The 13,107-nt window shown below is 56.9% G+C and carries 11 protein-coding genes; 9 read left to right on the top strand and 2 right to left on the bottom strand.

The annotated features are described in order from the left end of the window. Positions 1–115 precede the first annotated feature (115 nt). The 4 genes from J1782_RS18300 to msrA all read left to right on the top strand — a co-directional run bounded on the left by J1782_RS18300 (position 116) and on the right by msrA (position 5,031). On the top strand, positions 116–1,495 hold the full coding sequence (locus tag J1782_RS18300; protein WP_152326783.1) for a glycoside-pentoside-hexuronide (GPH):cation symporter: 1,380 nt from the start codon (positions 116–118) through the stop codon (positions 1,493–1,495). Then, positions 1,492–3,531: a TIM-barrel domain-containing protein gene (locus J1782_RS18295; protein WP_217153672.1), complete on the top strand. Its 2,040-nt coding sequence runs from the start codon at positions 1,492–1,494 to the stop codon at positions 3,529–3,531. The genes J1782_RS18300 and J1782_RS18295 overlap by 4 nt, the downstream gene beginning before the upstream one ends. A 203-nt stretch (positions 3,532–3,734) precedes the next feature. Continuing rightward, positions 3,735–4,277, top strand: coding sequence for a peptide-methionine (R)-S-oxide reductase MsrB (msrB, locus tag J1782_RS18290; protein WP_244370407.1), 543 nt, complete (start codon positions 3,735–3,737; stop codon positions 4,275–4,277). Positions 4,278–4,293: 16 nt separating this feature from the next. Beyond that, the gene (gene msrA, locus J1782_RS18285; protein WP_254303111.1) at positions 4,294–5,031 is read left to right on the top strand and encodes a peptide-methionine (S)-S-oxide reductase MsrA; all 738 of its coding nucleotides are present in this window, start codon (positions 4,294–4,296) and stop codon (positions 5,029–5,031) included. Between the two features lie 686 nt (positions 5,032–5,717). On the opposite strand, the gene J1782_RS18280 is transcribed toward msrA, so the two are convergent. Together J1782_RS18280 and J1782_RS18275 are read right to left on the bottom strand one after the other, a co-directional pair. Beyond that, positions 5,718–6,632 carry a proline iminopeptidase-family hydrolase gene (locus J1782_RS18280; RefSeq protein WP_217153670.1) on the bottom strand — a complete coding sequence of 305 codons (915 nt, stop codon included), beginning with the start codon at positions 6,630–6,632 and terminating at the stop codon, positions 5,718–5,720. An 88-nt stretch (positions 6,633–6,720) separates the two neighbouring features. After that, positions 6,721–7,476: a LuxR family transcriptional regulator gene (locus J1782_RS18275; RefSeq protein ID WP_152326786.1), complete on the bottom strand. Its 756-nt coding sequence runs from the start codon at positions 7,474–7,476 to the stop codon at positions 6,721–6,723. 228 nt (positions 7,477–7,704) lie between these two features. On the opposite strand from J1782_RS18275, the gene J1782_RS18270 reads away from it, so the two are divergent. From J1782_RS18270 to J1782_RS18250, 5 genes are read left to right on the top strand one after another with little or no spacing between them, the layout of a single operon-like run. Next, positions 7,705–8,643, top strand: a complete 939-nt coding sequence (locus J1782_RS18270; RefSeq protein ID WP_152326787.1) for an ABC transporter permease — start codon at positions 7,705–7,707, stop codon at positions 8,641–8,643. After that, a complete protein-coding gene (locus J1782_RS18265; protein WP_217153669.1) occupies positions 8,640–9,500 on the top strand; it encodes an ABC transporter permease in 861 nt (286 codons plus the stop codon). Before J1782_RS18270 ends, J1782_RS18265 begins: the two co-directional genes overlap by 4 nt. Continuing rightward, positions 9,497–10,486, top strand: a complete 990-nt coding sequence (locus tag J1782_RS18260) for an ABC transporter ATP-binding protein (RefSeq protein WP_217153668.1) — start codon at positions 9,497–9,499, stop codon at positions 10,484–10,486. The genes J1782_RS18265 and J1782_RS18260 overlap by 4 nt, the downstream gene beginning before the upstream one ends. Before the next feature lies 1 nt (position 10,487). Continuing rightward, positions 10,488–11,531, top strand: coding sequence for an ABC transporter ATP-binding protein (locus J1782_RS18255; protein ID WP_217153667.1), 1,044 nt, complete (start codon positions 10,488–10,490; stop codon positions 11,529–11,531). A 1-nt stretch (position 11,532) separates the two neighbouring features. Further along, the gene (locus J1782_RS18250) at positions 11,533–13,047 is read left to right on the top strand and encodes an ABC transporter substrate-binding protein (RefSeq protein ID WP_217153666.1); all 1,515 of its coding nucleotides are present in this window, start codon (positions 11,533–11,535) and stop codon (positions 13,045–13,047) included. Positions 13,048–13,107 lie beyond the last annotated feature (60 nt).

Here is a 13,107-nt window from a genome sequence, read left to right as displayed (position 1 = left end):
AGAAATTAATCATATCTCATAATTGTGACTCGCTTTTAACCACTTTATAACAAGTCCTCAGGCCACCGGACGGACTGACTTTTTGAGTTTAACCCGATAAAAGACAGGACGAAAAATGACAGCGAAATTATCCGTAAAAGAAAAAATCAGTTACGGTCTGGGGGATATGGCGAGCCATATAGGTCTGGATAACGTGATTATTTTCCTGACGTTTTACTATACCGATGTGGTGGGTTTACCGGCGGTGTTTGTCGGTACTATGTTCCTTGTGGCCCGCGTGGCCGATGCGATTGTTGACCCGGCGATGGGGCTGATCGCTGACCGCACGCAAACGCGTTTCGGCAAGTTCAGACCTTATATTCTCTGGCTGGCGCTCCCGTTTGGCGCGAGTTGTTTACTGGTGTATGCCGTGCCGGAATCCCTCACGCTGACCGGCAAGATGGTGTACGCCAGCGTCACGTACTGCGTGATGATGCTGATGTATACCGCCATCAATATCCCTTACTGTTCGATGGGCGCGATCATTACGCCGGATAACAGCCAGCGTATTTCGCTACAGTCTTACCGCTTTTTCCTCGCCACGCTCGGTGGCGCGATGTCGACATTCCTGATGATGCCGCTGGCAGAAATGATGGGCGGCGGCAATAAACTCGACGGGTATTTCGGCGCAATGGCAATCATGGCCTCGATCGCTGTGGTCATGTTTTTACTCTGCTTTCTCAATACAAAGGAACGTATCAGCGCGCCGCCGACGCATGCGAATTTCCTCTCAGATCTGCGCGACCTGGTGCGTAACGACCAGTGGCGCGTAGTGGCCGCGCTGATCTTCTTTAATATCTCCTTCGGCGTCGTTCGTCTCGGCGCGATGATGTATTACGTGACTTATTATCTGGGCAACGCCAGCTATTTTATGTGGCTCCTCGCCGCGCATATTGTTGGAAAAAGCCTCGGCAGCGCGCTGGTCAAACCGCTGACCCGAAGCCGCAGCAAACTGTCGGCTTTCACGCTGTGCGCCGTTTTAACCGGTCTTCTGAGCATGGCGATTTTCTTCGTTCCGGCATGGATTTCCCTGCTGGTCGGTATGACATTGCTGGTCTCGACGTTCTATCAGGTCACCACCACGCTGATGTGGGTGATGATGTCGGACGTGGTGGATTACGGTGAATACAAACAAGGCAAACGCATGGACGGCACCGTGTTTTCCACGCTGCTGGCGATCCTCAAAATGGGAATGGCGGTCAGCGGGGCAGTCGTCGGCTGGACACTTGGCATGAGCGGTTATGTTCCGCACGCTGCGCAGCAAAATACTGCGGCGATGTTGTCCATTATTGCGCTGTTCTCGCTGGTGCCGGGCGTGTTGTCGATGTTCAGCGCGCTGTCGATGCGCTGGTACAAACTCAACGACGCCACCATGAAACACATTAATCAGTCCAAAATCACCCCGGAACACGAGCCTGAACGTCAGGCCACCTTGCATACTCAGGAGTCCGCATGAGCGAATTAATCGCCGAAAAAAACCGTATCCTCTGGCATTTCGATCAGCAAACTCTGGTGATTGAACCCTGGGGTGAAAACAGTCTGCGTGTGCGCGCGACCTGTCGTCCTGCGCTCAATGACCACCTCTGGGCACTGCTCCCACAGAATGAACAACCTCAGGCTGATATCTCCCGGGGCACCGAAACACTGACCGTGCGCAACGGCAATATCACGGCGACGGTTAACATTAAAGGCCAGCTGGCATTTTATAACCAACGCGGCGAGCTCATTCTGGAAGAGTTCTGGCGTCAGCGTTCGACGGTGGGGATTGGCGCGACGGAAAAAAGTCAGGATAAGTACATCAGTGCGCTGAAAATGGATGCGCGCGAATTCAAAGCGATTCCCGGCGGAAAGCATCAGCTGACGGTCAGGTTTGAGTCGCACCCCGAGGAGAAGATTTATGGCATGGGGCAGTACCAGCAAAACTGTCTGGACCTGAAAGGGTGCACGCTTGAACTGGCACAGCGCAATTCACAGGCCAGCGTGCCGTTTATGCTCTCCAGCCTCGGCTATGGTTTGCTGTGGAATAACCCGGCGATTGGCGAGGCGACGTTTGGCAAGAACATCACCCGCTGGGAGGCGCAGGTCACAGAGCAGATGGATTACTGGATCACCGCCGGAGACACGCCTGCGGAAATCATGCATCAATATGGCCGTGCGACCGGCACCGCGCCGCGCATGCCGGAATACGCGACCGGTTTCTGGCAGTGCAAATTGCGCTACCGCACACAGCAGGAAGTGCTGGAAGTCGCGCGCGAATACAAGCGCCGGAAACTGCCGATTTCGGTCATTGTGATTGATTTCTTCCACTGGCCAAATCAGGGCACATGGTGTTTTGACCCGGTGGACTGGCCGGATCCGAAAGCGATGGTGGCTGAGCTGAAATCACTGGGTATTGAAACGATGGTGTCGGTCTGGCCGACGGTTGACAGCCGCACTGATAACTATAAGGAGATGAAATCAAAAGGTTATCTGGTGAATACCGATCGCGGTGTGTCAGTGAATCTGGACTTCCTCGGCAACTGTACCTTCTTTGATGCGACACATCCCGGCGCCCGACAATTTGTCTGGGATAAGGTGAAGAAAAATTATTTCGATCTGGGGATCCGCACCTTCTGGCTGGATGAAGCAGAACCGGAGTATCGCGCCTATGATTTTGATAACTATCGCTATTATCTCGGGCCGGTGTTGGAAGTTGGCAATATTTATCCGCAGAAATTCGCGCAGGGCTTTTACGACGGTTTACAGCAGGAAGGTGAGCGCGAAATCGTCAATCTGGTGCGCTGCGCCTGGGCAGGAAGCCAGCGTTATGGCGTGCTGGCGTGGTCGGGAGATATTCATTCCTCGTTCCACGCGCTGCGCAATCAGATTGCCGCCGGTCTGAATATGGGGCTGGCGGGTATCCCGTGGTGGACGACGGATATCGGCGGTTTTCAGGGCGGAAACGTGAATGATCCGGCGTTTCAGGAACTGCTGATCCGCTGGTTTCAATGGGGCGTTTTCTGCCCGGTCATGCGTCTGCACGGGTATCGCGAACCGCAAATTCAGCCGCCGGAACCGTGGCGGAATGGCATTGCGCAATGTAACAGCGGTGCGCCCAATGAAGTGTGGAGCTACGGCGAGGCAAATTATGAACTGATGAAAAGCGGCTTGTTCCTGCGTGAAAAACTGCGGCCATACATCAGTTGCGTGATGGATGAAGCGCATGAGAAGGGCGATCCGGCGATGCGCACGCTGTTCTATCAGTACCCGGATCAGGCCGAAAGCTGGCAGGTGGAAGATCAGTATTTGCTGGGTGCTGATATTCTGGTTGCGCCGGTTTTACATGCCGGTCAGCGCGAGCGTGAAGTCTGGCTGCCCGCCGGTGAAAACTGGATAGCCCTGAACGGTGAACGTTATCCGGGCGGACAGAAAATCATGGCTGATGCGCCGCTCAGCGCTATTCCGGTTTTTATTCGTGAAGGTACACAGGTGCAGGCAGAACTGGGTCTATAACCGTACATAACTTTTCGCGCGGTTATTTAAAGATTCGGGCGCAGCATAACCTTCAGCATAAAAAGCCAGAGAGTCAGCGAAGGGCACGGTAATACCACCGCCGGAGGAAGAAGCGTGTTAATGCCTCTTTCCCGGCATTCGTCAGTTATCACAAAATGGTTAACTTTTCGGGAGGATTCGGTAAGACATCCGCCGGTAATCTGATGTCATCGACAGTAACCGCAACGGTGACGATGATGATCAACAGACGTAATTTCCTCTTAGGCAGCACCGCCGTCTCGGCGATTGCCGTGATGGGGCTTTTCCCCGGGGTCTTTACCCGCAAGGCCGACGCGCAGGCAAAAAAAACCGAAACGTTCGAAATCGAACTGACCGATGCGCAGTGGCACCAGCGCCTCAGCGAAGCGCAGTATTACGTATTGCGTGAAGCCGGTACCGAGCGCCCTTATTCCAGTCCGCTCAACAATGAGCACCGCGAAGGGCAGTTTGCCTGTGCGGGTTGTGCCCTGCCTTTATTCTCTTCGGCGACCAAATTCGACAGCCACACCGGCTGGCCGAGTTTCTGGAAACCGCTGCCGGACGCGGCGCTGACCCACCGGGATACAACACTGGGCATGGTTCGCGACGAAGTGCATTGCCGTCGCTGCGGCGGCCATCTTGGCCACGTTTTTGACGACGGCCCGCAGCCTACCGGTCTGCGTTATTGCATGAACGGGCTGGCGATGACGTTCAGTCCAAAAGTTTAATTCCCGCGAGGCTGTTATGAAAACAACTGTGAAAACATCCGAAAAAAGCGTGAAGTCGTTACGCAATATCAGCGTGATCGCCGGTCTGGTGCTGGCGTCTGCCTTTGTCTTTCAGAATACCGCCTGGTCCTGGGGCGGCGCTGAACCGGCGGTGGTGATCCCCGCACCGGCACATGACGAACCGGCGGGCACATCACACAGTGAAACTGCCGTGTTTGCCGGTGGCTGTTTCTGGGGAATTCAGGGGGTGTTCCAGCATGTGAAAGGCGTGACCAGCGCGGTGTCCGGATACGCGGGCGGCGACGCGCAAACCGCCAGCTACGAACAGGTCAGCGGCGGCGATACCGGCCATGCGGAATCGGTCAAAGTGACGTTTGACCCGACGCAAATCACCTACGGCGAACTGCTGCACATTTTCTTCTCCGTGGGGCATAACCCGACCGAACTGAACCGGCAGGGGCCGGACACCGGCAGCCAGTACCGCTCGGCAGTGTTCCCGATGAACGCGGCGCAGGCGGAAGTGGCGAAAGCGTATATTGCGCAACTGAACGCCAGCAAAAGCTACAGCGATCCGCTGGTGACGAAGGTGGAAAGCAATGCGCACTTCTATCCGGCGGAGGCTTATCACCAGAACTTCCTGAATGATAATCCGGACTATCCGTACATTGTGGTGAACGATCTGCCGAAGATTAAAGATTTAGAGAAAGTCTTCCCGGCGGATTACCGGGAGAAACCGGTTCTGGTTAAACCTTAAGGTTAAGACTTTGGGCTCGCCGCCCAAACGGGCTTTACGCGCCAGCTTAGTGTAAGTTTCGGTTTTTCAATTGCGGTGATTACTCAGCAGCTCGCGCCGAAACCGACCAAAGAGGCCCAGGACGGGGCCTCTTTGGAATCTCCGCGTCTTTTTACAACCCGCGCTATCGCTCGCTGGCTATGTTTCAGGTACCGCAGCTATTGCCGCGAAAACTTGCCGCTGCGCGGTACCTTCATTTCGGTATTACCCGGCCTGCGGCCTTGCCCTTCGGGTCGTCACTTCGTGACGTTGTCTCGCTTCGCTCGGCTCAAGCCTTTTGGTCTCGAAACACTCATTCAGCAAGCTTTCTGAAAGCGGCTGGAGGCTTCTTCAATTCAAAATCAGCCTGCATCAATCTTCCGAAGTACATCGCCTTTGGCCGCTTTCAAAACGACGTCGAGTGAGTGGTGAGAAACAGCGAGAGTCTTTTTTCGAGCAGGTTCGAACCCGAGGCGAGAGAACCGCGCAGCGGCGGCGTTTGCGGCAATAGCCGGAGTTGCTGAAACATACTTTACTAGCGGCAGCGCGCAGTTAAAAAGCGCGGGTGTCCAGAGGGCGCGCGCGTTAACGCGCCCTTTGGGCCAGTTTGGGCGGCGAGCCCAAGGTCTTGATCTTGAGCGATCACCGAAACTTACACCAGACCGCCTTTAAAAGCAGCCCTTTGCAGCTGCCTCCTGCAAATCCAGAAACTCCTGAATGCATTCCATGCACGCTCCCCGTTCTTCCACATGCGGCATGTGGCTTGAATTCTCAAAAATCACCCACCGGACGTCTTTGATCCCGTCGGCAAAGGGCTGAACCACTTCGGGAGCGGCTTCGTCGTAGCGGCCGGAAATCAGCAAGACCGGTACGTTGATCGCCGGCAGACGGTCGATGATCGTCCAGTCTTTCATGCTGCCGATGACGTGAAATTCGGTCGGGCCGTTCATGGCGTGATAAACCGTCGGATCGGCGTCCATCGCGGAGAAGGTGCGTTTAACCTCTTCCGGCCACGGGTCGAGACGGCAAACGTGGCGCGTGTAGAAAACCTGCGAGGCGGCTTTGTATTCTTCGCTGTCGATCGTTCCGGCCTGTTCGTTGGCGAGCAGGGTTTCCTGCACACCGTCAGGTAGTTCGCTGCGCAGGCGGGCGGCGGCTTGCAGCCATAATTCCATCGAGGCGGGTGAGTTGGCGATGATCAGTGCCTTCAGGCCGGCCGGCTGCGTGACGGCGTGTTCGGCACCTAACATTCCGCCCCAGGATTGCCCGAGCAGGGCGTAGTTTTCTTCGATGCCGAGATTGCGCAGGAGATTGTCCAGCTCAGCCAGAAACAGCGATGGTTGCCAGAAACCGGCCGGTTTATCGGGAAGATGCGTCGAACGGCCATTGCCGATCTGATCGTAATGAATGACCGCGCGACCCGTTCGGGCGATGTCGCGAAAGGCGTCGACGTAATCGTGCGTGCAGCCCGGTCCGCCGTGGGCGATCACCAGCGGAGTCTTGCCGCGACTGAGATCGCCGCTGATGCGGTACCAGGTCTGGTATTCCTGAAACGGCGCGTAGCCTTCAGTGATCTTGACCATTTTGTTTCCCCTGTCGGTGAATAATCTTCTCAGGGTAAACATCGGGGCGGTGCTGAACAGCTAGTAAAAAAGATAGGAAATTGGGCGGTCAGCTGTCCAGCAGGCGATAATGCAGCGCGCGAACCACCGCCTGGACGCGGTTGCTGGCCCCCAGTTTACGACCGGCAGTGTTGAGATGCAGTGTTACGGTGGCCACCGAGCGGCTGAGTTTGCGGGCGATTTCCTTGGCCGTTAGCCCTTCCGCCGCCCACGCCAGACATTCGCGCTCGCGCTTGCTCAGCCGCACATGTTTGCAGGTCAGCACGCTGGCGTCGAACAGCGGAAAGACGCACTCCTGAAACGTCAGCGCCAGCAGGCTCAGCTCCGCCAGCACATCCTGAATATCCAGTTCATGCCCCGCGCCTGTGTGTATGCCGGTCACGGTGACAAACCCGCCGTTCGGCAAATGCAGGGGTACGGTCGCGCCGCACGGCATATTGTTATCACACATGTAATGCGTGACCGGTTTGTTGAGATCGCTCAGGCGGTTTTGCAGGGACGTGTTGTCCGGCCGCTGATAGGACCACACAAACGGCGCGCAACTTTCCAGCGCGTAATGCTGCACCGGATCGACCTGGTAATAGCCACTTTCCAGCCACAATTTCTGCATGTCACCCGGCACGTTACACATCCGCAGCAAAGAGGGCGTGATCAGCTCGCCTTCCAGCGAGCGCGGCACCGGCGTGTAATCGTAGATCAGGGCATCGAACCCCAAACGCGACGTCTGCGCAAAGAGGTGGTTAAACGCGCCATCCACGGTGGTTTCCCGCAACGGCGCGGCACTTTCTTTCACCGCGAGTTTCATAAATTCATCTCCGCAAGTTCCTCTTTCCGCCGCGAATGTGCTGATCGGGCACCGATTTTGCTGCTGACCGGTTGTTAAGAAAAAGTTATGCAATCGCAATGCCAAATCGCCGACGGGAGAAACCTAGTATTTTTGCTAACTACCGGTGAGGTTTTGCTGCGGCTAACGTAGAGCTACAGGGGAAATGACGCCTGCTCTGCACCAAAAACAGTCATTAAGAGGATTGCCATGCACCGTTACCGATTTTTGCTCTGGCGCCCGCTGCAATTGCTGCCGGTTTTGCTGGGGATCAGCATTCTGACGTTTGTCATGGTGCGCGCCATTCCCGGCGATCCGGCGAGGATCCTGCTGGGCGTACGCAGCACGCCGGAAGCCATCGCCCGCATTCGTGCGCAGTACGGACTGGATCTGCCGGTCTGGCAGCAATATCTCTACTTCTTACGCAACCTGTTGCACGGCGAAATGGGGAAGTCGCTGATTTACCGCGTGGATACGCTGAAACTGATCATGTCGCGCATCGAACCGACGCTGTATCTGGTGCTGGGCAGTGTGATGCTGGCGATGCTGTTTACGGTGCCACTGGCGGCAACGGCGGCGCGAAACCGCGGGCGGCTCGCGGATCAGATGATCCGTCTGCTTTCCACCGTTGGCCTCGGATTACCGGCGTTCTGGCTGGCGATCATGATGATTTTGCTGTTCAGCCTGTCGCTCGGCTGGTTTCCGGTTTCGGGCTACGGCAGCGATTTCGGCGAGCGTTTACATCATCTGTTTTTGCCTTGTCTGACCGTGGCGCTGGCGCTGTCGGCGGTGCTGACCCGCAACCTGCGCGCCAGTTTGTTGATGGAATTGCAGAACGATTATGTCACCGCGGCCAGGGCGCGCGGGCAGAACGAGAACCGGATTTTCTGGCGGCATGTCATGCCCAATTCTCTGGTGCCGACGGTCAATCTGCTGGCGGTAAATATCGGCTGGCTGATTGGCAGCACGGTGGTGATTGAAAGCGTTTTTGCCATTCCGGGCATGGGACAGTTGCTGGTGAAAGCCATTATCAGCCGCGATTACATGGTGGTGCAGGGCGTGGTTTTGGTGTTTGCGCTGGCGACGGTGGCCGTCAATCTGGTGGCTGATTTGCTGACGGTGGCGTTAGATCCGAGGGTGAAGCTATGAGCATGACCGAAAAAATAGCCACGCAGCGGTTCGGCCGTTTTCATCTGCGCGGGTTGCCGCGTCAGCAGGCGCTGCGGCTGGGTATTCTGATGCTGAGCGCGTGGCTGCTGATTGCGCTGTTTTCCCCGTGGATTGCCCCGTTCGACCCGATTGCGCAGGACGCTGCCGTCACGCTGTCGCCGCCGACTTTTGCGCATCCGTTTGGCACTGATAATTTTGGCCGCGATATTCTTTCCCGCGTGATGTGGGGCGCGCGGATTGATCTGCAAATCTGCATTATCGGCGTCATTTTTCCGTTCACCTTTGGCACGCTTATTGGCGCTTTTTCCGGCTATCTTGGCGGCGCGGTGGATACGTTTTTCATGCGCGTTATCGATGTGGTGCTGGCGTTTCCATTTCTGGTGCTGATGCTCTCTATCATCGCCATTCTCGGGCCGGGGTTAAGCAGTTTTTATATCGCGATGGCGATGGTCGGCTGGGTGTCTTACGCCCGGCTGGTACGCTCGCAGGTGCTGACGCTTAAACACCAGGATTTTATTCTGGCCGCGCGCAGCCTGGGTTACCGCCATCCGCGCATTTTGCTTTTGCATCTTTTACCCAATGCGCTGACCGGTTCGCTGGTGTTCTCAATGTCCGATTGCGTGCTGGTGTTGCTCAGTGGTGCATCGGTGAGTTACCTCGGTTTAGGCGTTCAGCCGCCGCTGGCCGAATGGGGCGTGATGGTCGCCGAAGGGCAAAGTTTTATCACCACCGCCTGGTGGATAACCACGTTTCCGGGCCTGGCGATTGTCGTGCTGGCGATGAGTTTCAGCCTGCTGGCCGACGGTTTAGGTGACAAACTGGGGGAGCGCCCATGACGCTGTTGCAAGTTCGCGGTTTAACCATTGAAGACCGGCAGGGCGTGGCGCTGGTGGATAAGCTTTCCCTCACGCTCAGTGCCGGTGAAATCCTCGGGCTGGTGGGCGAAAGCGGGTCGGGCAAAACGCTGAGCTGCCGCGCCATGATGCGCCTGCTGCCGGGCGAAGGCTTGAACATCCGCGCCGGAGAAATCCGCCTGAATGACACCGATTTACTGACGCTGAACGATAAACGCATGACGGCCATTCGCGGGCGGGAAATTGGCATGATTTTCCAGAACCCGGCCAGCCATCTGAACCCGGTGATGACCATCGGGCAGCAGATTGCAGAAAGCCGCCGCCTGCATTTTGGGGCGAGCCGCCGCGAGGCACAGCGTCAGGCCGTGGAGTGGCTGCGGCAGGTGGGCATTCCCGATCCGCAGCGTCGCGTGGACAACTATCCGCATGAGTTTTCCGGTGGTATGCGTCAGCGCGCAATGATCGCCGTGGCGCTGGCCTGCGAGCCCAAAATTCTGATTGCCGACGAACCGACTACGGCGCTGGACGTCACCGTGCAGATGCAGATTTTACGGCTGCTTTGCGATCTGCGCGAGCGGCTGGGTATCGCCATTATTCTCATTACTCACGATCTCGGCGTGGTAGCACAAACCTGCGACCGCATCGCGGTGATGTACGGCGGGCGCTTGTGTGAAACCGGCGAAAAACGTCAGGTACTGGCGCAGGCGCTGCATCCTTATACCCGTGGCCTGATTGACTGTCAGCCCGCCAGCGAAGGCGGGGCGGGGCGGCTGATCACGTTGCCCGGCCAGCCACCGGTTGCGGCGCGTTTCCCGACCGGCTGCCGTTTTCATCCGCGTTGTACACGCGCCACGGCGCAGTGCCATGACCTTCAGCCCGCGATGCAGACCGCTGAGTTTGCCCGCAGCCACGTTGCCGCCTGCCATCACCCTTTGCGGGTTCTCAGTCCGGTGATATCCGGGAGGTAAAATGAATCCACTTTCTGACCGGACGGCTGCGCCGGATGTGCGGCCTTACCCGCTGCTGGAAGCCGAAGATTTGTCGGTGACGTTTCCGGTATCCGGCGGGCTGGGGCGTAAAAAGCGCGTCGTGCAGGCGGTGAACGGTGTGTCGATGTACATCAATGCCGGAGAAACGCTGGGGCTGGTGGGCGAATCGGGCAGCGGAAAAAGCACACTGGGGCGCGCGATGTTGCAGCTGGAAAACGCCAGTGCAGGGCGTGTGCGCTTTAACGGGCAGCTGATCACCGGCGGCGTGAAACCGGATATTGCCCGGCTTCGTCAGCAAACGGCAATGATTTTTCAGGATCCGTTTTCCTCACTGAACCCGCGTCAGACGCTGGGCGAGAGCGTTGGCGAAGTGCTGCGTGTACATCAGAAAGTCGCGAAAGCAGCGATCCCGGCGCGGATTAACGAGCTGCTGACGCTGGTCGGCCTGAGCGCTGATCATGCGTCGCGGAGACCACAGGCGCTGAGTGGCGGGCAGTGTCAGCGCGCCGGAATCGCCCGCGCGCTGGCGATTGAGCCACGGCTGATTGTCGCCGATGAATGCGTCGCGGCGCTCGACGTGTCGATTCAGGCCCAAATCATCAACTTGCTGATGGATCTGCGCGAGAGCATGGGGCTGGCAATTTTGTTTATCGCGCACGATCTGGCGATTGTGCGGCGTCTCTGCGACCGCGTGGCGGTGATGTATCTGGGGCGGATTGTTGAAAGCGGCCCGACGCAAACGGTGTTTAATACGCCGCGCCATCCTTACACCGCCGCGCTGGTGGCGGCTATCCCCGAGATTGACCCCGACCGCCCGCTGCCGGAGAACCCGTTACAGGGCGAGCCGCCCAGCCCGGTTTCGCTGCCTGCGGGCTGCGCTTTTCATCCACGCTGTGCCCGCGCGCTTCCTGCGTGCAGGCAGGGCGCGGCACCCGAAACCCGGCATATTGCCGATCATGCTTTCGCCTGTGTGCTTGATGCGCCCGGTAGCGAAAGGATTTTTCCGATGACTGAAGGAATGTGACATGAAGCAAAAGCATTTTAACGTTGTGGCCGCCGGGGTGCTGCTGGCGTTGAGCCTGGTCAGCGAAATGGCGCAGGCGGCCGGGGTTCTGACCATCGGACGTCGTGAGGACAGCACGACGTTTGACCCGATCAAATCGGCGCAAAACGCCGATAACTGGGTGTTCTCGAACGTGTTTGATCCGCTGGTTCGCGTGGACAATACCGGCACCAAACTGCTGCCGGGGCTGGCGGAAAGCTGGACGATTTCTCCGGACGGCAAAACGTATACGCTGAAAATGCGCGAGGCAAAATTCTCAGACGGCACGCCGGTCACGGCTTCGGATGCGGTGTTCAGCCTGACGCGTATCCGCGATGACGCCGGTTCACTGTGGAAAGATTCGTACAGCATTATTGATACGTTGAAAGCGGACGATGCGCACACGCTGGTCATCACGCTGAAAACGCCGTCGGCAGCGTTTCTTTCCCAACTGGCGCTGCCCAATGCGTCGGTGATTTCACAGGCGGCGCTGACCAAACAGGGCGCGGATGATTTTGCCGAACATCCGGTGGGTTCGGGCGCATTCAGCGTGAAAGCGTGGACGCGTGGCGAGAAAGTCGAGCTGGTGAAAAACCCGTATTACTGGGATGCCGCGAAGGTAAAACTGGATGGCGTCGAGTGGCTGACGCTGCCGGACGACAATACCCGCATGCTCAAAGTGCAGGCGGGCGAAATCGATGCGGCGCTGTCGATTCCGTTCTCACGCATTTCCTCGTTGCAGAAAGACCCGAAACTGGCCGTCGAACTGGACACTTCAACGCGAGAAGATCATCTGCTGATTAACCATTCACACGGCGATCTGGGCAAAGTTGAAGTCCGGCAGGCGCTGGATTTCGCCATCGATAAAAAGTCGATTATCGACACCGTGACGTTCGGCTACGGCAAAATCGCCAATTCCTATATTCCTGACGGCGCGTTGTATCACTACGCCGGTAACTTACAACGTCCTTATGATCCCGGGAAAGCCAAACAGCTGCTGGCGGCGGCAGGCGTGAAAAACCTGACGCTGAAATATCTGGTGAATGCCGGGGATGAAGTGGACGAGCAAATCGCCGTTTTGCTGCAACAACAGCTGGCAAAAGCGGGCATTACGGCCAGTCTGCAAAAAGTGGATCCGAGCCAGAGCTGGGACATGTTAGTCGCGGGTGATTACGACATTTCGGTGATGTACTGGACGAATGACATCCTCGATCCCGATCAGAAAACCACGTTTGTGCTGGGACATGATTCCAACAACAACTACATGACGCGTTATCACAACGATAAAGTGAAAGCGCTGGTGGCCGCCGCCCGTGTGGAAATGGATCCGGCAAAACGCCAGCAGATGTATATCGATTTACAGAAAATGGCTAAAGCGGACGTGAACTGGATAGATTTGTATTACAGCCCGTACCGCAACGTGACACGTCAAAATATCAAAGACTTCCATCAGAACCCGCTGGGCCGTTTCACGCTGGAAGACACTGTTAAAGAGTAATTTCGCCTCACCGGGGAAATAATAAGAAAACTGAGATAAAAGTCTGTTTACCCCTTTTGC

Origin of the sequence: Rahnella sp. BCC 1045 (assembly GCF_019049615.1) — a bacterium.
GTDB classification, from domain to species: domain Bacteria; phylum Pseudomonadota; class Gammaproteobacteria; order Enterobacterales; family Enterobacteriaceae; genus Rahnella; species Rahnella contaminans.
This window is presented reverse-complemented; position numbering and strand designations above follow the sequence as displayed.